18 protein-coding genes are annotated in these 22548 nt (G+C 39.1%); all 18 read left to right on the forward strand.

Annotated features, from left to right (window positions below; translation table 11 throughout):
* The first annotated feature begins 249 nt into the window (after positions 1–249).
* Complete coding sequence (locus tag ACQKIM_RS08400; protein ID WP_427541867.1) at positions 250–2442, forward strand: DNA topoisomerase III; 2193 nt, start codon at positions 250–252, stop codon at positions 2440–2442.
* 1086 nt (positions 2443–3528) lie between these two features.
* Positions 3529–4293, forward strand: a complete 765-nt coding sequence (locus ACQKIM_RS08405; RefSeq protein ID WP_427541870.1) for an SDR family oxidoreductase — start codon at positions 3529–3531, stop codon at positions 4291–4293.
* Positions 4294–4550: 257 nt separating this feature from the next.
* Positions 4551–5420 carry a MurR/RpiR family transcriptional regulator gene (locus ACQKIM_RS08410; RefSeq protein ID WP_427541873.1) on the forward strand — a complete coding sequence of 290 codons (870 nt, stop codon included), beginning with the start codon at positions 4551–4553 and terminating at the stop codon, positions 5418–5420.
* Between the two features lie 5 nt (positions 5421–5425).
* Entirely contained in the window at positions 5426–6541 is a 1116-nt protein-coding gene (locus tag ACQKIM_RS08415; protein WP_427541876.1) for a M20 peptidase aminoacylase family protein, read from the forward strand.
* A 52-nt stretch (positions 6542–6593) separates the two neighbouring features.
* Positions 6594–7406 (forward strand): GNAT family N-acetyltransferase, encoded by an 813-nt coding sequence (locus ACQKIM_RS08420; RefSeq protein ID WP_427541879.1) that lies wholly within the window; start codon positions 6594–6596, stop codon positions 7404–7406.
* The gene (gene menC / locus ACQKIM_RS08425) at positions 7406–8512 is read left to right on the forward strand and encodes an o-succinylbenzoate synthase (protein WP_427541882.1); all 1107 of its coding nucleotides are present in this window, start codon (positions 7406–7408) and stop codon (positions 8510–8512) included. Before ACQKIM_RS08420 ends, menC begins: the two co-directional genes overlap by 1 nt.
* A gap of 24 nt (positions 8513–8536) precedes the next feature.
* Complete coding sequence (locus ACQKIM_RS08430) at positions 8537–9583, forward strand: YkvI family membrane protein (RefSeq protein ID WP_427541885.1); 1047 nt, start codon at positions 8537–8539, stop codon at positions 9581–9583.
* A 756-nt stretch (positions 9584–10339) separates the two neighbouring features.
* Positions 10340–10957: a TetR/AcrR family transcriptional regulator gene (locus ACQKIM_RS08435; RefSeq protein ID WP_427541888.1), complete on the forward strand. Its 618-nt coding sequence runs from the start codon at positions 10340–10342 to the stop codon at positions 10955–10957.
* A 386-nt stretch (positions 10958–11343) separates the two neighbouring features.
* Entirely contained in the window at positions 11344–12486 is a 1143-nt protein-coding gene (locus tag ACQKIM_RS08440) for an acyl-CoA dehydrogenase (RefSeq protein ID WP_427541891.1), read from the forward strand.
* A 221-nt stretch (positions 12487–12707) separates the two neighbouring features.
* Complete coding sequence (locus tag ACQKIM_RS08445) at positions 12708–14342, forward strand: AMP-binding protein (RefSeq protein ID WP_427541894.1); 1635 nt, start codon at positions 12708–12710, stop codon at positions 14340–14342.
* 14 nt (positions 14343–14356) lie between these two features.
* Positions 14357–15715: an acetyl-CoA carboxylase biotin carboxylase subunit gene (locus ACQKIM_RS08450; RefSeq protein ID WP_427541897.1), complete on the forward strand. Its 1359-nt coding sequence runs from the start codon at positions 14357–14359 to the stop codon at positions 15713–15715.
* Between the two features lie 74 nt (positions 15716–15789).
* Positions 15790–16002 (forward strand): acetyl-CoA carboxylase biotin carboxyl carrier protein subunit, encoded by a 213-nt coding sequence (locus ACQKIM_RS08455; protein ID WP_031418413.1) that lies wholly within the window; start codon positions 15790–15792, stop codon positions 16000–16002.
* Positions 16003–16016: 14 nt separating this feature from the next.
* Positions 16017–16931 (forward strand): hydroxymethylglutaryl-CoA lyase, encoded by a 915-nt coding sequence (locus ACQKIM_RS08460; RefSeq protein WP_427541900.1) that lies wholly within the window; start codon positions 16017–16019, stop codon positions 16929–16931.
* Positions 16931–17713: an enoyl-CoA hydratase gene (locus ACQKIM_RS08465; RefSeq protein WP_427541903.1), complete on the forward strand. Its 783-nt coding sequence runs from the start codon at positions 16931–16933 to the stop codon at positions 17711–17713. The genes ACQKIM_RS08460 and ACQKIM_RS08465 overlap by 1 nt, the downstream gene beginning before the upstream one ends.
* Before the next feature lie 490 nt (positions 17714–18203).
* Positions 18204–19739 carry an acyl-CoA carboxylase subunit beta gene (locus ACQKIM_RS08470; protein WP_427541906.1) on the forward strand — a complete coding sequence of 512 codons (1536 nt, stop codon included), beginning with the start codon at positions 18204–18206 and terminating at the stop codon, positions 19737–19739.
* A 215-nt stretch (positions 19740–19954) separates the two neighbouring features.
* Positions 19955–20527 carry a VanZ family protein gene (locus ACQKIM_RS08475; protein ID WP_427541909.1) on the forward strand — a complete coding sequence of 191 codons (573 nt, stop codon included), beginning with the start codon at positions 19955–19957 and terminating at the stop codon, positions 20525–20527.
* A gap of 503 nt (positions 20528–21030) precedes the next feature.
* Positions 21031–21789, forward strand: a complete 759-nt coding sequence (locus ACQKIM_RS08480) for a hypothetical protein (RefSeq protein WP_427541912.1) — start codon at positions 21031–21033, stop codon at positions 21787–21789.
* A gap of 24 nt (positions 21790–21813) precedes the next feature.
* The gene (ybaK, locus tag ACQKIM_RS08485; RefSeq protein ID WP_427541915.1) at positions 21814–22308 is read left to right on the forward strand and encodes a Cys-tRNA(Pro) deacylase; all 495 of its coding nucleotides are present in this window, start codon (positions 21814–21816) and stop codon (positions 22306–22308) included.
* Positions 22309–22548 lie beyond the last annotated feature (240 nt).

The following is a 22548-nucleotide window of genomic DNA, read 5'->3' on the forward strand; positions in this document are numbered from 1 at the left end:
CAACGGTCATAAAAATCACATTTCGAGGTCTGAAATTTCGTGCCTCCATCTGATTCAACTCCTTTTTAATTTGAAGAGTATTCTGTCAATTCAACATATGTTTGGAGAGTTAGAGTATGCAATATTTTTTGATGCAGAGAAAAGGACAAATTCATATGAGTGAATGTGCACTTAAATCACAAAAAAACTGAATATGTAAAGCTCTTGTGCTATATTAAACACAATGATTGACGAAAGGATGTTTACAATTTGGCTAAAAGTTTAGTACTAGCAGAAAAACCTTCAGTAGCACGCGATATAGCGAATGTACTGAAGTGTCATAAAAAAGGGAGCGGATTTTTAGAGGGAGATAAATATATAGTAACTTGGGCACTTGGTCATTTAGTAACACTAGCAGATCCAGAAAGCTACGATGTGAAATATAAAACATGGAATTTGGAAGATTTACCAATGCTGCCTGAACGTCTTCGCTTAACAGTAATTAAGCAATCAGGAAAGCAATATAATGCAGTAAAATCACAATTAAATCGTAGTGATGTAAAAGAAATTATTATTGCAACAGATGCTGGACGCGAAGGTGAATTAGTAGCGCGCTGGATTATTGCAAAAGCAAATGTGAAAAAGCCAATGAAACGACTATGGATTTCATCTGTCACAGATAAAGCCATTAAAGAGGGATTTGCGAATTTAAAGCCGGGTAACAACTATGATAATTTATATGCTGCTGCTGTTGCCCGTTCAGAAGCTGATTGGTACATTGGCTTAAATGCAACGCGTGCATTGACTACAAGATTTAATGCACAGTTAAACTGTGGTCGTGTGCAAACCCCAACTGTGGCAATTATTGCTACGCGTGAAGATGAAATTAAAAACTTCAAGCCACAAACCTATTATGGTATTGAAGCACAAACAGATTCCTTAAAGCTTACATGGCAAGACGCAAATGGCAATTCACGTAGCTTTAATAAAGAAAAAATAGACGTTATTGTCAAAGCATTGGGCAGCCAGGATGCAAAGATTGTTTCACTTGACCGCAAGCCTAAAAAATCATTTGCCCCCGGTCTTTATGATTTAACAGAATTACAACGTGATGCCAATAAATTTTTTGGCTATTCGGCAAAAGAAACGTTAAATATTATGCAAAAGCTCTATGAATCTCATAAAGTACTAACATATCCTCGTACAGATTCGCGTTATTTATCATCTGATATTGTAGGCACATTACCTGAGCGTCTCAAAGCATGTGGTATTGGCGAATATCGTTCATTAACAAATAAAATCTTAACAAAGCCAATTAAAGCGAATAAATCGTTTGTAGATGATAGTAAAGTTTCTGATCATCATGCCATCATTCCAACTGAAGGCTATGTGAATATATCTGCATTTAATGATAAAGAACGTAAAATTTATGATTTAGTGGTAAAGAGATTTTTAGCTGTCTTATTCCCAGCACATGAATATGAGCAGTTAACAGTGCAAGCTCAAATCGGTAATGAAAAATTTATAGCTAAAGGGAAAACAGTAATAAATGCTGGTTGGAAAGAGGTTTATCAAAATCGATTTGATGATGATGAATCCACTGATGATGTAAAGGAGCAACTGCTTCCGCGTTTAGAGCAAGGACAAGTAATAAAAACAAAGCTAATTGCCCAAACATCAGGTCAAACTAAGCCACCTGCACGCTTTACAGAGGCAACCTTACTATCGGCTATGGAAAATCCCACGAAGTATATGGATACCAATGATAAGAAGCTTGCAGATACGTTAAAATCGACAGGTGGACTAGGAACAGTTGCTACACGTGCAGATATAATTGACAAGCTTTTCAACTCTTTCTTAATTGAAAAACGTGGAGGTAAAGATATTTATATCACCTCTAAGGGACTTCAGCTCCTGGACATAGTGCCAGAAGAATTGCGTTCTCCTACTACGACAGCCGAGTGGGAACAAAAGCTTGAGTTAATCGCAAAAGGAAAACTGAAAAAAGATGCGTTCATTCATGAAATGAAAGAACATACAAAAGAAATTGTAGCTGAAATAAAAGGCAGTGCTAAAAAATATAAGCACGATAATATTTCAACAAAATCCTGTCCTGATTGTGGTAAGCCAATGCTAGAGGTTAATGGTAAAAAAGGCAAGATGCTTGTATGCCAAGATCGAGAATGTGGCCACCGTAAAAATGTATCACGTGTCACAAACGCACGATGCCCGCAATGTAAGAAAAAGCTAGAGCTTCGTGGTGAAGGAGAAGGGCAAATCTTTGTATGTAAATGTGGATATCGTGAAAAATTATCAGCATTTGAAGCCCGTCGTAAAAAAGAAGGCGGCGGAAAAGTTGATAAGCGCAGTGTGCAGAAATACTTGAAGCAGCAAGAGAAAGAGGCTGAGCCGATTAATAATGCATTTGCAGATTTGTTAAAGGGTTTAAAATTAGACGAATAACTCTAGAAAGCAGCAGTTTGTGTTAAACAGCTGCTTTCATGTTGTTGAAATACTATTATATCAATGACATTAAGATGACAAATTAAAAAGTATAGCTCTTTTTCGTAACGAGGGGTTGATCTCCGTTCCGACTGAGTGCTTTCCTGGGGGCGTCCGATGAGCCGCTTGGGGCAACAGGAGGTTGGTCATGAAGGCGTTGTCACAGGACGTGACGATTTTAGCCTTCGTTCCCCTAATCTGCTCGCTCCAGGGTCTCATCTGTGACGCTGAATCCCCGAGGAGTCACTCAGTCTACACTCCAATCAACCATTGCTCATCGTATTTTCTATTGGCATTTCACATAAATGTGTAGTGATAAATTGAAGTCTTAGCCATCACTATTTTGTGCAAAAAAGAAGCTTTGATAACATTTTTCTATGCGAAAGAAGAGCAGTACTTTATGTAAAGTGACAAAGTAGTTTTATGCATGAAATGTAGGTTAATAGCTGTAGAATTGTACCAATATTCTATCCGTTTAATGTTGGAGAGTAACATGCTTTTACTTTTCTTTTGAAGGAAGAAAATATTTAAAATTCTACACTATTGCTGATTGGAGTGCAAGGCTACTCGACTCCCGTGGGATAGCGAGACAGACGAGAAACTGAGGCCAACACGATGTTGGTCACGAAGGCGTTGTTGCTGTCGCTACGCTTTCGCACAGATAAATTGTCACAGGACGTGACGCATTTAGTCTTCGTTCCTCCAGCGCAGGAAGCGGCTCGTCGCTCGCCCACAGGAAGCCTTGTTCTGCGCGAAAGCGAAGCGTCAGCGGCAAAGCGAGTAGCCTGGAACGGAAATCACCTTCATTTTGACTAAATATTCACAAAAAGTCCCTTGACTATTTAATTTTTCAACACTATGAAAGCAGCAGTTTGTGTTAAACTGCTGCTTTTTCTATTTCCTCATTTCACACCTTTGAAAAATAAGAGAGCAACATTTTAAACATTGTTCCGTGTTAAGATTCTGTCTGTACTAGAGGACCATCAAAATGAAGCCAATTTAAAAATTGTAAACCTCTACTACTATTTTAAACTGGGAGATGAGTGTATGGGTAAATTAGTTGGCAAAATTGCTCTTGTGACTGGAGCGAGTCGAGGAATAGGACGTAGTATTGCATTGCGTTTGGCTCAAGAGGGTGCATTTGTAGCAGTGCATTATGGAAAAGGGCAAATGGAAGCGGGAGCAGTTGTTCGTCAGATTGAGCAAGTTGGTGGAAGGGCCTGTGCCATTGGTGCAGATTTGAGTACACTTGAGGGTATTCATGATTTATTTACGAAGTTAGATAATCGTGTTTTAGAGCATTCCGGCAGTAATCAAATTGATATTCTAGTTAACAATGCCGGAATTGGGCAAATTGTCACTTTAGAGGAGACAACAGAAGAATCCTTTGAAGAGGTTATGAAAATAAACGTCAAGGCACCACTTTTTGTTACGAAGCAAGCTTTACCACGCTTAAAAGATGGGGGAAGTATTATTAATATCTCTTCGTTTGTAACCCGTGTAGCATCACCAAGTGTATTCGCCTATAGTATGTCTAAAGGAGCCATTGACACATTGACTCGTCTTTTAGCTAAGCAATTGGGGAGCCGTCATATTACCGTCAATGCCATTCAGCCTGGGATTATTAACACAGAGATGAATGCTGAAACTTTGCAACATCCTGATGGACAAAAATATGCGGCTGATCTTTCAATTTTCAATAGATGGGGAGAGCCTGAAGATGTGGCAGATATTGTAGCATTTTTAGCATCATCGGACAGCCGTTGGATAACTGGTCAATTACTTGATGCCAGTGGTGGATCTCATTTATAGAATACATTTTGTTGAAGCAATTTAATAAGAGCAGCCCTGTAAAAGTTCGTAGTTACAGGGCTTTTTAACTTTGTGTAAGCACAAAGCCGATTCCAGACACAATTATGCCGAGGTATAATTAATTTTAAGCTTAAAATTAATTATAAAAACAGAAATTTCAGAAAATATATTGAATTACGAAAAAAATTGTGATAGTCTATGTAACATGTAAAATGAAGTTTAAACTTCAAAAATAAATAAAAAAAGGATGTACTTCTTTGAGAGATGATCGAACAATTCAACAAGTCATTCAAGATAAATTTCAAGAGCTTTCTAAAAGCCAACAAAAGGTAGCAACTTTTATTCTGAAAAATTTGCAGACAGTTGGTGTTCATTCGGCAGCATATGTTGGTGAGAAAGCAGGTGTCAGTGAAACAACGGTCATACGCTTTTGCTATGCGATAGGACTTTCTGGTTATGCGCAGTTACAGCGAGAAATAACCATGCATTTATTCAATGAAGGGAAAACAAGTAGCTTGCAAAACTATTTACATTCAAAGCAGGTACTTTTCGAAAACCCTCGTTTTTATGAGAAAACGATGGAGAAGGATGCATCACATATTTTACAGGTGGTAAAGGGCATTAATGAGGAAGATTTTAATAAAGCTTCAAAGCTACTGCATACAAAGAAGAAAATCTATATTGCTGGTAATGGCTCCTCCTATTTAGCTGCACAATGGCTACACTTTACACTAAATCTTTTAAGACCAAATGTTATGCTATTAAACTTCGAAACGAGTGAGGTTATTCGTGCTATACAAGATATTGATGAGGAAAGTGTTGTCATAATTTTATCGTTCCATCGTTATTTTAAAGAACCGATTCAATTTGCAGCTGAAATACAAGAAAAAAATTGTGAGATTATTGGTATTACAGATGCTCAAATTGCACCTATTACACAATATTCAACGATTACTTTTGTTAACGAACAGCAAGAGATGTCAACAATTGATGCAATGCCTGCCCTGATATCATTCTTGAATACATTAATTGCAGGGATGACGGCACATGATCATGACTATTATGAAAATCAGCGCGTAAAATATGATGATTTCCAAAATAGCTTTTTAGCAAATCGATGGAGTTGAATAACATGAATCAAGTTTTACAAAATCTACAGCCTCGTTTGGCTGATATATTTACACATCTTCATGAGCATCCAGAAATAAGCTGGCAAGAGCATGAAACGACACAATATATTGCTGAATTATTAAGAGAGGCACAGATGGAGCCCCATTTGTTCGCTGATATGACAGGACTTTATGTTGATATTGGGAAAGGGGAACCCAAAGTAGGCTTTCGTACGGACATAGATGCGCTTTGGCAGGAGGTGGATGGTGTCTTTAAGGCTAATCATTCTTGTGGACATGATGGTCATATGACGATGGCTATTGGGACGGCACTTCTTTTAAAGGATATGGAGCATTTACTTTCCGGGGCGGTTCGTATTTTATTTCAGCCTGCTGAAGAAAAGGCGCAGGGTGCTCGTGCAATAGTCGAGAAGGGTCTTATTGATAACCTAGAATATTTATTTGGTGTTCATGTTCGACCGCTAAAGGAGCTAGTCGATGGGACATATGCACCTGCATTATATCATGGTGCTGCAAAACTCTTTTCGGGATCAATTATAGGGGAGGAGGCGCATGGTGCACGTCCAGAGCTAGGGATAAATGCTATTGAGGTTGGCGCAGCTATTGTAGAGGGTTTACAAAAAATTTGGACAGACCCCAATGTTTCAGCTTCTGTCAAAATGACACAATTTAATGCAGGAGGCTCTTCCACCAATATTATTCCAGGAAAAGCAACCTTTAGCATTGATGCCCGAGCCCAAACGAATGAGGTAATGCAAGTTATTACAGAGGGAGTAGAACGAGTAAGGACATCTGTAGAGGCAATGTATGGCGCAAAAATTGACGTAAATGTTGATGCACATATAGTTGCTGCATTAGTTCACGATGAGGCACTTCAGCATATGAACGCCGCAATCATTGATGTGGTTGGTGAGAAAGCTTGTGCTCCACCTGTTGTGACACCTGGAGGAGAGGATTTTCATTTTTATACGTTTGAGCGGCCACTTCTAAAAGCTACAATGCTTGGTTTAGGCTGTGGTGTAACACCAGGGCTTCATCATCCCAAAATGACTTTTAATCAAGATAGACTTCTTACTGGTGTAAATATTATTACAAGAGCCATTTTACGTGCGCTTTAGCAGCTTTACTACCCAATGAATACGGGATACAAGAGAGAAAGAAGAGAGAGCCATGATTGATATAAAAGAAATAAAAACAATCGATCAATTGGAGAATGTTCAACAACTAGAATATGAGGTATGGGAGATGCCGCCCATACCCCTCCATCAAACTTTAACAGCGGTGAAGAATGGAGGAATTGTTATTGGTGCTTATGATGGAGAGCATTTAGTTGGATTTAGCTATGGGTTTTCAGGATTTCGAGAGGGAAAAAGCTTTTTATGCTCCCATATGTTGGGGATTGATAAAAACTATCGTTCACAGGGAATAGGTGAAAAATTAAAGCATGCTCAGCGATTGATTGCGATTGAGCGAGGCTATGATTTAATGGTGTGGACCTTTGATCCTTTAGAAACACGTAATGCCTATTTAAATCTGTCAAAATTAAAGGGGATTTGTAGCACATATATCGAAAATTGCTATGGTGAAATGCAGGATGGTTTAAATAAAGGGCTACCCTCCGATCGTTTTGAGGTAAGCTGGCATTTAACATCTGACTATGTGATGCAGGATATCGAAATTGAAGTGACAAATCCAGTCCCTGTGGCAAGCTGTAGCCTAAATGAGCAAGGATTTCCGTGTTTAAAAATAACTGAAAATTTGAAATATAACAAAGACTTTTATGTGTTGCCTGTACCAAAGGATTTTCAAGCATTGAAAGTAAAAAATCCCGATTTAGCATTAGATTGGCGTTTTAAAACAAGACATATTTTACAGCAGCTATTTGCACATGGATATGCTGTTGTGAAATTACAGCAGCAAGAAAAATACAATGAATATGTGCTGGTAAAAAAAGTAGCTTTATCGCTAGAAGGAGAAAAATAATGAAAATTACAGAAATTACAATTCGACAACTCAAAATGAAATTAAAAGCACCATTTACAACTAGCTTTGGTACATTTCATGATAAAGACTTTTTAGTGCTAGAGGCAAAAGATGAATCTGGAATCATTGGCTGGGGAGAATCTGTTGCCTTCCGCTCTCCTTGGTACAATGAAGAAACGCTGCAAACAAACTGGCATATGTTAGAAGATTTCCTCGTACCTCTTCTATTGAATAAAGACATTCAGCATCCAGATGAAGTAAATGAATTATTTAAGCCTATCCGCAAAAATAATATGGCGAAATCAACGATTGAAGGGGCGATTTGGGATATTTATGCACAGCAGACGAAGCAATCATTGGCAGCAGCACTAGGGGGCCAAAAAGACAAAATTGAAGTAGGAATCAGTATTGGCATCCAGAGTTCAATTGATGATTTAGTAGCGCTAGTGGATGGTTATGTACAAGAAGGCTATAAGCGCATGAAAATTAAAATTAAGCCAGGCTGGGACATAGAAGTAATGCGTACATTACGTGAAACGTTTCCTGATGTAGCGTTTATGGCTGATGCAAATTCAGCCTATAACCTTGAGGATGCTGCAACGCTCAAGCAACTCGATGCATTTCATTTAACAATGATTGAACAGCCTTTAGCATCAGATGACATTATTGATCATGCCACATTACAAAAATTAATCGATACACCCATTTGTTTGGATGAAAGTATTCATTCATTAGAGGATGCCCGTAAGGCTATAGAATTGGGTAGTACAAAAATTATTAATATTAAAATTGGTCGTGTAGGCGGCTTGACAGAGGCAAAGAAAATTCACGATTATTGTGAGGCTAAAAGCATTCCAGTTTGGTGTGGTGGTATGTTAGAATCTGGCATTGGTCGTGCTCACAACGTCGCATTAACAACACTATCCAATTTCGTTTTACCAGGTGATACAGCTGGCTCAAATCGCTATTGGGAAAAAGACATCATAGATCCTGAAGTTGTCGTGAAGGATGGTTATATTGAAGTGCCACAGCAGCCAGGGATTGGCTATGAGATTAATAGAGAAACGATTGAATCATTTACAGTGGCAAAAAAAACATATCAATAATTGGACAAGGATAGTAGGTGTTCTATGAAAAAGAGCTGGCAAATTGGAGGCGCATTTGTAGGATTAATTGTTGGAGCTGGCTTTGCATCAGGTCAAGAAATTATGCAATATTTCACGAGCTTTGGCTTGTACGGTATCATAGGAGGAATTGTTGCAACCGTGGCCTTTGCATTTTTGGGTATGAGCTTGGCACAATTAGGGACTGATCTACAAACGACATCTCATAAAGAAGTTATTTATCACATTGGTGGGCGTTATATTGGGGTTATTTTAGATATTGTTATTACGTTTTTCTTATTTGGCGTTGCTGTTGTTATGTTTGCTGGATCAGGATCAACCTTTCAGCAAATGTTTGGCATTAACCCAATGGTTGGAAGTATCTTTATGGTAGGTATTACGATTTTAACATTACTGTTAAACGTTAAAAATATTATCAATATAATAGCTCTAGTGACACCATATTTAATGGGGATCATTTTTATTATATTAATTTACTCCATTTTCACGATGGACTTAACGATTGCAGAGCAAAATGCTTTAGCAAAAGAGCAAACGTCTGCAGCTTCAAATTGGTTAATGGGTGCTTTACTTTATGTATCTTATAATATTGCGGCTGGTGCAGCGATGTTAATTGTTATGGGAGGGACTGTAAAAGAACGCAAAGTTGCCGGTATTGGCGGTTTGCTAGGCGGATTAATGCTAGGTGCCTTAATAATATTAATTAATATTGCTATGTTCGTTAAAATGGATGTAGTTGGTGGGGTAGCAATGCCGACATTAGAGCTTGCCAAGCAAATACATCCTGTAGTAGGGGTATTAATGTCCATTGCTTTATTAGGTATGATGTACAATACAGCTGTTGGCATGTTTTACGCATTTGCAGTGCGTTTCATAGCACCTGAACATAAATATTTTAAACTAGGTATTGTGATCATTGGTTTACTAGGCTTTGCTGCAAGCTTAGTTGGGTTTACGACGTTGGTTGGTAAGGTATATTCTACAATGGGCTATTTAGGCTTTGCTTTAATTATAGCTGTTATGATGTCATGGCTACGAAAACCGAAAGACTGATCGTGATTCATTAGATGTTTTGTACTGAAAGCGAAGCATCAGGTAAAGAATACTTCCTCACTAGACGGTGAGAGGAATCCGTTTTTTTCCTATTCAACTGGCGTATAAACGGATCTTGAAGCAAGCTCGAAAAAATGCAGTTGCAATTACGCTGGAGCGTAATTAATAAAGTTGCTGTTCTCTATTCCCTTTTGTCATTGTACTGGCATTAGGGAGTTTTTTTATGAAAACAGTGATGAAAGCTAGAGAGCAATCATACAGTAAGTATGTATTTAACGATTTTAAATTTCTGCTTAATGTATCATAAATTCTCGTAATTTAAAATAAAATCTATATTGTTGCTAGACACCTTTTTTTATGAATGCTATATTAAAGTTGTCATAGTATTTTTATCTTCATTCAGCAGAAGACTCCCACCTCTACAGGTGGTGAGATGAATGCGATTTTGGTTCCTTTTCAGTGGGTGTCCAAACACCTACTGAATGAAGATAATCGGCGGATGTCACGGATTTTCAAAGGAATGAATAAAAGGAGGTTAGCCTAAAATCTTCGCATCCTGCGAAAACGGCTAACTGACCTGCCTCATGCAGACCTGGGCACAATTCAAAATCCGGACGCAATAACGCCAAGGCGATATTGATAATTAGGAAAAATGCATTTAATCAACATGACTTTCTGAGGCCAAGCTAGTCTAAATTTTTTTCTAATTATAAGGAGTAATAGAGTAAAGAGCTAGATGAAGGATGATAGATGCCTATGGTAAAGAAAACGTTAAAACAAAGAATTGTAGACGCTTCAGTCGTGCTGTTTCAGCAAGATGGCTATCACAATGTAACTGTTGATCGCATTGTCGAATATATTGGGGCATCAAAGGGTGGATTTTATCATAATTTTAAATCGAAAGATGAATTGTTATATGAAATTCACGATGTATTTATTTCGTATGTTATTAAACAGTCACAGGATGCCTATGACAAGTACGATACACCGATTACACGCTTATGTGCAATGCTGCAAACACTGACACAAGTATTTGATATGTATCAAGCACATATTACTGTTTTTTATGAGGAAAGCCGATCACTACCGGAGGAATATAGTGAAATTATTCATAAAAAAAGAGATCAATATCGGGATATCTTACAAAAAGTTATAGGAGAGGGCCAACAAACCAATGATTTTCGTACGGAATTGCCGTGTACAATTGTCACAATGGCTATTGTTGGCATGATTAACTGGACATATAAATGGTATAAACAGACAGGTCCATTGACAATGGAGGAGATTACAGAAGTCTTCACAGACATGGTATTGCGTGCGATTGTGACGGAACAAGCAATGGAGGAAGCAACTCAATTTATGGTAAAGGGGTAGCCAGTAACATCACTGGTTTTATTAATCGTTCAAACAAACCGACTAGTCGGTATTTATCTTCGCTCAGTACAAGATTCCCGCCTCTGAAGGTGGTGAGATGAATAGGATGCGGTTCCTTTACAATGGGTTCCAAACACCTATTGAAATAGAGGAACTCAATCTAAGAACGTCACGTCCTGTGGCAATTTATCTGTGCGAAAGCAACACATGACTGAGTGACTAACATCACGTTGGCCTAATGCCTCTGGCGGATGTCACGGATTTTGAAATGTGCTCGTACAATTCAAAATCCGGACGCAATTACGCCAGGGCGAAATTGATTAGTGCATGCAACTGTCATCTGAGCAAAATCTGCTATGGCAAATTAGAAATTAGGGGGACTAGGGATGAACTTTGAATTAACGAAAGAGCAAGAGATGATTCGAGACATGGTTCGTGATTTTGCTGAAAAAGAAATTAAACCGTATGCTCGTGAGGTTGATGAGACATCGACAATGAGAATAGAGAGCTTTGAAAAAATGGCGGAGCTAGGCTTATTGGGTATTCCATTTCCTGAAGAATACGGTGGTTCAGGCGGGGATACAGTGTCTTATGCTTTAGCGGTGGAAGAAATTGGGCGCGCGTGTGGAGGTACTGGATTAAGCTATGCTGCAGCAGTTAGCTTAGGGGCTTCACCAATCTATAATTTCGGCACAGAGGAACAAAAGCAAGAATGGCTTGTTCCGTTAGCAAAAGGCGAGACATTAGGATCATTCGGTTTAACAGAGCCTAATGCAGGTTCAGATGCTGGTGGAACGCGAACAACAGCTGTTATTGATGGTGATGATTACGTCATTAATGGTGAAAAATGCTGGATTACAAATGCAGGCTATGCACGTCAAATTATTGTGACAGCTGTAACAGGCAAGCGAGAAAATGGTAAAAAAATTATTTCATCTATTATTGTTCCAACGAATACTCCGGGTGTAACAATAAATTGCAATTACGACAAAATGGGTGTTCGTGGCTCAAATACATGTGAGATTGTTTTGCAGAATGTTCGTGTCCCAAGAGCTAATCTTTTAGGGGATGAAAAACGCGGATTTAGTCAATTTTTAAATACGTTAGATGGTGGACGGATTTCAATTGCTGCCTTGTCGGTAGGAATTGCACAGGCTGCTTATGAAAAGGCATTAAAATTCGCTAAAGAACGTGAGCAATTTGGTGCACCAATATCAAAGCTACAGGCTATCCAGTTTAAACTAGCTGATATGGCAATGGAAATAGAGCTTGCGCGTACGTTAGTACATAAGGCGGCATGGCTTAAGGATCAAAAGAAACCATTCGGAAAGGAAGCTGCAATGGCAAAATTATTTGCTTCTGAAATGGGCTTCCGTACTTGTAATCAGGCAATTCAAATTCATGGCGGTTCAGGCTATATGAAAGAATACGACGTAGAGCGTCATCTGCGTGACATTAAGTTAATGGAAATCGGTGAGGGAACATCAGAAATTCAACGTCTCGTTATTTCTCGTTTAATTGGTTGTTAATCATAATCAATTATGCCTCGGCATAATTGCTGTCCTGAATCGGCTTTGTTTTTGCACAAAGAACTCCTTTTCGATTCTGTGACATCCGCTGGAGGCTTTAACTTATTTCAGCAGATGTTTGAACACCTGCTGAAAAGTAACTTAAAACCGCATTCATCTCACCACCTATAGAGGTGGGAGACTTCTGTAGCTGAAAGAAGTTAGCATAAAGGAGGATTTTCATGGCAGAACTTGTGTATCAAACTATTGGTCAATTGCTAGATGAACAATCTGAAAAGTATCCACAGCACGAAGCATTAGTGTATGCAGATAGGGATTTACGAATGACCTATGATCAGTTAAATCGTCAAAGTCGTTTAGTTGCAAGAGGGCTAATGGCTCTCGGTATAGAAAAGGGCGAACATATCGCAGTATGGACAACGAATGTTCCAGAATGGGTACAGTTACAATTTGGTACAGGTAAAATGGGCGCCCCGATCGTCACAGTAAATACAAATTATCGTGCAAGTGAGTTGGAATATTTATTAAAGCAATCCGATGCAAAAACAATTTTTTTAATTGAAAATTATCGAGACCATTCTTTTATCAATACACTACAAGAGTTATGTCCAGAGCTTGAGCATTGTGAACCAGGTAATTTACAAGCCAAGCGATTGCCTTTATTGAAAAATGTTATTTTAATCGGTGAGACGAAATATCCTGGAGTACTTAATTGGTCTGATGTTTTAGCTGCCGCTGAGCAAGTAACAGAGGAGCAATTAGATCAAAGACAGCAATCACTTCATTACGATGATGTCATTAATATTCAATATACTTCTGGTACAACAGGCTTTCCAAAGGGTGTAATGTTGACGCATTACAACCTAGTGAATAATGCTATAAATATTGCCGAATGCATGCGATTAACTTCTAAGGATCGTTTATGTATTCCTGTACCGTTCTTCCATTGCTTCGGATGTGTCATTGGAACATTGGCTATCACAACTAGCGGTGGGACGATGGTGCCAGTACAGGAATTTTCACCTGCTGAGGTACTGAGTACAGTTGAGAAAGAAAAATGCACAGCGTTGCATGGTGTACCAACAATGTTTATTAGTGAGCTCAATTTACCTAATTTTGAGTCGTTTGATCTATCCACATTGCGAACGGGTGTCATGGCTGGCTCTAACTGTCCTATTGAGGTGATGAAGGCTGTTATCGAAAAGATGGGAATGAAGGATATTACCATCTGCTATGGGCAAACAGAATCATCTCCTGTAATTACACAAACAAGAACAGATGACCAACTAGCATTAAAGGTAGAAACAGTTGGTCGTGCATTACCGAATCTAGAAGTTAAAATTGTCATTCCTGGTACAGATGAAGTAGCTGCACCGCTTGAGCAAGGTGAGCTTTGCACAAGAGGCTATCACGTGATGAAGGGGTATTATAAAAATCCAGAAGAAACGGATCTTGCCATCGATCAGCAAGGCTGGCTGCATACTGGAGATTTAGCAACGATGGATGAAGCTGGCTATATTCGGGTAACAGGTCGTTTAAAGGATATGATTATTCGTGGTGGCGAAAATTTATATCCGAGAGAAATTGAAGAGTTCCTATACAAGCATTCAAAAATTTCTGATGTACAGGTTGCGGGCGTTCCTGATCCTGTTTATGGGGAGGAAGCGGCTGCTTGGATTATTCTGAGAGAGGGAGAACAAGCAACAGAGGAAGAGATTCGAGATTTCTGCAGAGATAAAATTTCTAGACATAAAATTCCACGGCATATTTTCTTTATTGATCATTATCCGATGACTGCATCAGGAAAGGTTCAAAAGTATAAATTACGTGAGGATTTTGTTGCGACAGTAATGTAGGAAGGGGCGGTGTTATGTTTAAGAAGGTTTTAATTGCCAACCGTGGGGAGATCGCTAGGCGGATTATAAGAACTTGTAAGCGACTAAATATTCAAACAGTTGCGGTGTATTCAGAGGCAGATGCTGGTAGCCTACATGTTAAAGATGCTGATGAAGCGTATTGTGTAGGAAAACCGCCTGTTGCACAAAGCTATTTAAATATTGACCGCATTCTCGAAATTGCACAGGAAAGTAGTGCAGATGCTGTTCATCCAGGCTATGGCTTATTATCAGAGAACGCTGATTTTGCGCAGCGTTGTACAGAGGCTGGCCTTATATTTATTGGACCGAGTGCAGATGTTATTGCCTCGATGGGAAGTAAATTAGAGGCACGAAAAACGATGAAGGCAGCGGGTGTACCAATTGTAGAAGGTGTAGAAACACCCGTAGCAAATGTAGAAGAGGCAATCGCAATTGCTGCCCGTCTTGGCTATCCGGTTATGTTAAAAGCTTCTGCTGGTGGTGGCGGTATCGGCATGCAGCTTGTTGAAAATTCTGAGGAGCTGGCAAAGGCATTTGAGGGAAATCAAAAGCGAGCACAGTCATTTTTCGGAGACGGGACAATGTATATGGAGCGATTTATTGCGAATCCGCATCATGTTGAGGTTCAAATAATTGCAGACCAACATGGCAATGTTGTACCACTCTTTGAACGTGAGTGTTCCATCCAGAGGAGAAATCAAAAAGTAGTGGAGGAAGCACCATCTCCCTTCATTTCAGCTGAAACAAGAGAACGCATGCTAGAAGCGTCCGTCAAGGCAGCAAAGCATATTGGGTATGTGAATGCTGGTACGATTGAATATCTGGTAGATGTAAATCAACAATTTTACTTTTTAGAGATGAATACACGTCTACAGGTAGAGCATCCCGTAACAGAGGAAATTACAAAGCTAGATTTGGTGGAGGAGCAATTAAAGATCGCAGCAAAACAGCCATTAACATTTACGCGGGAGAGCATTCGTAAAGAAGGGCATGCAATTGAAGTGCGCATATATGCTGAAAATCCTGCCACATTTTTCCCTTCGCCAGGTATTATCACAGCACTAGAGTTACCTGAGGGTGAGGGTATTAGACATGAATGTGGTGTAGAGGCAGATTCAACAGTAACACCTTTCTATGATCCAATGATAAGCAAGCTAATTGTGTGGGGAAATACACGTGCAATTGCATGTGAAAGACTTATTCAAGCACTTCAAGCTTATAAAGTAGAAGGAATTCAAACAAATATACCAATGCTCTTGAAAACAGTTACGCATGAGCAATTTTTAAAAGGCAATACAACGACTAAATTTGTCGATGAATATTATTTACCGCAATTAGCACAGTCAAAATAAGAAATAAAATATTCAAAGCATTCGCATGCATTTGCAAGTGCGAATGCTCTACTTAAAATTAGGAGTGATGAACAATGGCAACAGTAAAAGCAAGCATGGCGGGAACAGTATGGAAAATCGTGGTGGCAGAAGGAGAGAAAGTGACAGCAGGTCAAGATGTAGCGATTTTAGAGTCCATGAAAATGGAGATTCCTATTGCGGCAGAAGAGGATGGCGTGGTGACAAAAATCATTGCTAATGAAGGGGATTTCATTAATGTTGATGATGATATTTTAGAAATTGAATAAGAGGGGGCTTCTTGATGCAACTACCAACACATGTAACGATAAAGGAAGTAGGTCCTCGTGATGGCTTGCAAAATGAGAAGACACATCTTTCAACTGCTGACAAGGTACAGCTAGTGAATTTACTTAGCCATACAGGTTTGAACTATATAGAGGTCACATCCTTTGTGCATCCAAAATGGATACCGCAATTGGCAGATGCGGTAGAAGTGCTTCAGACCATTAAACGACAAAAAAATATTACCTATGCTGCACTCGTACCGAATATACGTGGCTTAGAACGGGCATTGCAGGCAGAAGTAGATGAAGTGAGCGTTTTTATGTCAGCAAGTGAAAGCCATAATCAGAGCAATATTAATAAAACAATTCACGACACATTTCCAATATTAGAGGAAGTAGCTACTGGGGCCAAGGCAGCTCATAAAAATGTGCGAGGATATATTTCAACAGTGATTGGCTGCCCATATGAAGGTTACATACAACCAGAAAAGGTTTTGAGAGTGACTGAAAACCTATTAGAAATGGGTATCGATGAAATTTCACTTGGTGACACGATTGGCGTTGGTGTACCGACTCAGGTAGAGAGCTTATTAAATGAATTACTAAAAAGGTACCCTGTAGAGCATTTTGCTATGCATTTTCATGATACACGAGGGACAGCACTCGCTAACATCCTAAAATCCTTAGAAATGGGCATAACAAAATTTGATAGTGCACTTGGCGGGCTGGGAGGATGTCCATACGCCAAGGGGGCTTCAGGTAATGTGGCCACGGAAGATTTATTGTATTTATTGGATGGAATGGGTATTAAAACAGGTGTAGAGATGAATAAAGTGCTAGAGGCGGCACTTTTTATAGAAGAGAAACTTGGAAAGACGGTTGCATCTAAACAAATGGCAATTGTCCGTAATGAAAGGAGTGCGAATCAATAATGACGCAACTCGTTCGTTTTGAAATAGTAGAAGGTAACATCGGGCTAATAACACTGACAAGACCTGACGCTGCAAATGCTATGTCTGTCCAACTACTAAAAGAGTTAGGTGCAACACTGGATCACATAAGCGGAGATTCAGCAGTACGAGTAGTGCTATTAACAGGTGCTGGGGAAAAGGCTTTTTGTGCAGGTGCCGATTTAAAAGAACGTAAAGGTATGTCTGATCAACAGGTTAAGCAGATTGTTCAGTTAATTGGTGCGACTGTAACAAAAGTAGAAGCACTTGCTCAACCTGTCATTGCTGTATTAAATGGTGTGGCATTTGGCGGAGGTCTTGAGTTAGCATTAGCATGCGATTTACGTATTGCTGCTAAACATACAAAAGTAGGACTTACTGAGACATCTCTTGGCATTATTCCAGGAGCAGGTGGCACGCAGCGTCTTCCGCGTTTAATTGGTATAGGAAAAGCAAAGGAATTAATCTATACAGCGCGCCGATTAAGTGCTGAGGAAGCTAAAGACTATGGCATTGTGGAGTACGTTTATGAGGGTCATGAGGTACATGCTAAGGCAATACAGCTTGCACTTGAAATGGCTAAAAATGCTCCGCTCTCCTTAATTCAGGCAAAAATAGCGATGAATCAAGGGGTTGAGGTGGATTTAGCAAGCGGCTTAAAAATTGAATCTCTCGCATATAGTGTTCTGATTCCTACAGAAGATCGATTAGAGGGCTTGCTTGCCTTCCAAGAAAAACGCGCACCACAATACTCAGGGAAATAAAATTTTTTGCTATTTGAGTAGTGGAACTGGCATCCTGTGAAATCACATGTGTAATCAATATCCTGTTGATACTGTTTTCACTTGATAGAACAGTATGTAGCATGGTGGATTGTAGGAGATAATTTATCTTTTACACCTACTGAAATAGAGGAACTCAGTCTAAGAACGCCACGTCCTGTGGCAATGACTGAGTGACCAACATCTTGTTGCTGCCGCTACGTTAGCACTACGCTTTCGCACAAAAAACATCTGTTGGCCCAAAGCCTCTGGCGGATGTCACGGATTTTCAAAGGAATGAATAAAAGGATGTTAGCCTAAAACCTTCGCATCCTGCGAAAACGCCTAACTGATCTGCCTCGTGCAGGCCTGGGCACAATTCAAAATCCGGACGCAATAACGCCAAGGCGATATTGATTTTTTGTAAGAAACCAAAAGGCGCAAAGTGTCAGGGTTTTATGGCATAACTGATTGGGCAAAGGGAGGAATTAACATGAGCAATATTTCGACAGATAATTCAACTACACTAAAGGATAAAATTTTAGCAGGTGGTTTACCGAAATATCACGATAAAAATGCACAACAAGGAAAGCTCTTTGTACGGGAACGACTGGAATTATTACTGGACGATGGATTACAATCAGAGGATGGTCTTTATGCGAACTGTTTAGCAGGTGATTTACCAGCGGATGGTGTGATAACAGGAATCGGTAAAATACATGGTCGTACTGTCTGTGTATTAGCAAATGACTCAACAATTAAAGCGGGCTCTTGGGGTAAACGTACAGTAGAAAAAATGATTCGTATACAAGAAACAGCCGAAAAATTAAACTGTCCATTACTTTATCTAGTTGATTCAGCAGGTGCTCGTATTACAGATCAATTAGAGATGTTCCCAGGACGAAGAGGTGCCGGGCGAATTTTCTATAATCAGGTAAAACTTTCCGGGAAAGTACCGCAAATATGCCTATTGTTTGGACCATCCGCTGCTGGTGGCGCTTATATTCCTGCCTTTTGCGATATCGTTGTCATGGTTGAGGGCAATGCATCCATGTATTTAGGTTCTCCACGTATGGCAGAAATGGTTATCGGGGAAAAGGTAGACTTAGAAACAATGGGTGGTGCAAAAATGCACTGTTCGGTTTCTGGTTGTGGAGATGTGCTCGTTAAAACGGAGCAGGAAGCCATTGCGTATGCTAGAAAATATTTAGGTTATTTTCCTAATAACTATGCAGAACGCAGCAAGATTGAGGAAGCTAAATCACCAGCTTCATTTGATAAGTCCATTGAAGAATTAATTCCTCAAAATCAAAATGTACCTTTTGATATGTATAAATTAATCGATCGTATTATTGATGAAGATTCATTTTGTGAGGTTAAAAAATTATTTGCTCCCGAATTAATAACTGGGCTTGGTCGTATCAAAGGACAATCGGTTGGCATTATTGCAAACCAGCCTCGTGTAAAAGGAGGCGTATTATTCCACGATTCTGCTGATAAAGCTGCAAAATTTATTTCACTTTGTGATGCGTTTAATATTCCACTCCTTTTCCTAGCAGATGTACCAGGCTTTATGATTGGGACGCAGGTTGAGAAGGCTGGCATTATCCGTCACGGTGCAAAGATGATATTTGCAATGAGTGAGGCAACGGTTCCAAAGCTAACGGTCATTGTTCGTAAGGCATATGGGGCAGGGTTGTATGCAATGGCTGGTCCAGCATTCGAGCCGGATTGCTGTATTGCATTAACCAACGCCCAAATTGCCGTAATGGGACCTGAAGCTGCAGTGAACGCTGTATATGCTAATAAAATTGCAGAACTTCCAAAAGAGGAGCAAGCAAGCTTTATTGCAGAAAAACGCAAAGAATATCAGGAGGAAATTGATGTTTATCGTTTAGCATCAGAGCTAATCATTGACGATGTGATTGCACCGAATGATTTAAGAACAGTACTTGAATCACGTTTAGAGCTATATATGTCAAAATACTTATTATTCTCAGAGCGTAAGCATGGAGTTAATCCAGTATAAAATTATTGAAGGTGCTTTTCCCCTAATGCTAGATATGTACGGAAAATCCAATAGATAAACTACAAGGCCGGCTCAATGGTAGGAGTCGGTCTTTTGAATACGTCTAAACTTGCTTGAATATAAATATTTATAAACTTAGCTTAATATACCTCTTGCATGGGGATGGGGGGCATATTAAAATATGGGAAGAATATAAGGAAGTAGGTCGTTTAGGCATGCAAAAAAATAATATTTCTAATATGCAAGGTGATGCCAAGCTCCCATTGCCTTATCGTTCGTTGATTGATACGTATTATTTTCCCCTAAAAATAATAGGATGGACTACTTTTTGTATCTATTCATTTATTGCTTTTTATAAATTAGTCATTGATCGTCTAGTAGATGTCATCATAATTTTATGGAAGGACGAATACACACTCATTGAATTAGGTCTGTTTGATTATAGTGACTGGCGATTAACCACAAATTTTGTACCCTTTGAAACTATTCTGCGCTATATAAACTACTCTCAGTATTTTAATTTGGATATCATTATTATTAATTTACTCGGCAATTTATTAATATTTACACCTATGGGCTTTTTGTTACCTTTGTTGTCTAAAAAGTTTCGGAGGGCTTGGGCAGTGATATGTGCAGGTTTTTTATCTAGCTTAGCCGTTGAAACAATACAATTTATTTTTACGGTTGGCTCAGCGGATATTGATGATTTAATTTTAAATACGCTTGGCGCATGGTTTGGTTACCTAGCCTATAGAAGTATCCTTATTAAACCTAAAAAAAAATGTTAGAAACAGTCTGTGCCAAAAGACTGTTTTTTTTATGTAATTAACACTATTTGGAAAGTAGGAAAAGTGTTAAGTTTCGTAGAAAAGTTTTAATTAAAAGAAAATATAGGATTTTATAAAGGTATTTATGCCTATGTGAATAAAAAAAGATTATTTCTTTAGGAGGTTAGTAGTAATTTGGGCTTGAATTTAATATAGAAAATTCCGATAATGAGTGTACAGAAACTGTTCAGGTGGTAGAGATATAGTTAATAGAGGATATTATCATATCTAATATTTAACTTCTTTCAGCAGAAGTCTCCCACCTCTATAGGTGGAGAGATGAATGCGAATTTAAGCTACTTTTCAGCGGGTGTCCAAACACCCGCTGAAAGAAGTTAAAGCCTCCGGCGGATGTCACGGAATCGGAAAGGAGTTCTTTGTGTAAGCACAAAGCCGATTCCAGACTCAATTATGCCGAGGCATAATTGATCTTGCATATTAAGTAAGAAAGCTGAGGTGATCATATGAAAATATCAAGTTTAATAGAACATGAAAGAATTTCAACTTCAAATCGCAAAAAAGTATTGCAGCGAAAAGAAGCAGGGGACGCCTATCGAAAAAATGCATTGTATTTTCAGCCAAAGAAAAATCCATTATTGCAAGAGCTTGAGAGTTTATTATTAGGTCAAAAGGATTTAGACCTCTTCGAGCAACAAAAAGAGGAATCACAGGAAGTCACGCCTCAACAACAAGCCATTTTTCAGGAGATGGAACAAACAAAAAAGAGTGTTCTGGCTCATGAACAAGCAAATAAGATGGGCAACAGTGAGGGTTATGAATCAATTTCCTTTTCTCAGCTATCAGAAGTTGAAGATGTAGTTGGTATGAATCCCGAAAAAACGTTGCAAGTTTTAGAACAAGTACGTAATGCAGCATTATCACCAGCACAGCCTTCAACTCAAGATTTACGTATCGCAGAAAGTGCAAACGCACAAATTCAACAAATTCAGGCACAATTACAGGGTCAGGAATTCAATCAAAACGTAATAACTGACAGCGAGCCTGCTTATTTAAGTGAAGTCATTGAAGTCAAAGTACCAGAACGTTTTACGAAGGAATTGATATTAGATCCATTTGCAGATACAATTTTCGGTAAGAGTTATGGGGAGGGATTCAAGGCAGGGACATTTAAACATGCTTCTGAAAAATATGCGACCCATATCCAAATGGCGAAAAATGGCTATCGACTAGGGAATGAAGCCACGTTCTCGATGATAGCTTAATGTTGCAGATGGGAGTTTTAAAATATGGCAAAGGCAAAGCATGCTAAGACGAATGCTATACGATTGTTGGAGCAACAAAAAATACAATTCGAAGTAATTGAATATGAAACTGGCGATGGTCAAGTGGATGGTATTTCGGTCGCTGAAAAAATTGGTCATCCAGCTTCTCGCGTTTTTAAAACTTTAGTGGCAAAGGCAAGCGCACAAAAGCTTTTTGTATTTGTTATTCCTGTTGCTCAAGAGCTTGATTTAAAAGCGGCTGCGAAAGTAGTAGGAGAGAAAAAAATTGAAATGCTCCCTGTCAAGGAGTTACTGACCTACACAGGCTACGTACGTGGTGGCTGCTCACCTGTGGGCATGAAGAAGCTTTATCCGACAGTCATTGATGCATCTGCACAAGAGCAAGGCGATATTATTGTTAGCGCTGGGAAAATTGGGATGCAAATCCATGTACAATTAAATGATCTAATTGCTATCACAAAGGCAAAGCTGGAAGCGATTACAACTACCCATGAATAACAGATGGGTAGTTTTTTTATTTGGAGTTTAAAGCCATACCTTTGTTAAAGAGAAGAGTCTTTCTCTGCCGACTAAGAAAACTGCTCAGACAGAGAAACAATTTGGTCTTATGTCAATAAAATGGACACAAAAAATCGAGCGTTTTTTTACTACCGCCCTTTGGTTGGTCTGCTCTTTTTATCGACGCCCTCCAAAATGGAGCCCGTCGATAAAAAGACCTTTAAGCGGATTTTGAACGGT

It is taken from the genome of Lysinibacillus sp. NPDC047702 (assembly GCF_050272555.1).
Lineage (GTDB): Bacteria > Bacillota > Bacilli > Bacillales_A > Planococcaceae > Lysinibacillus.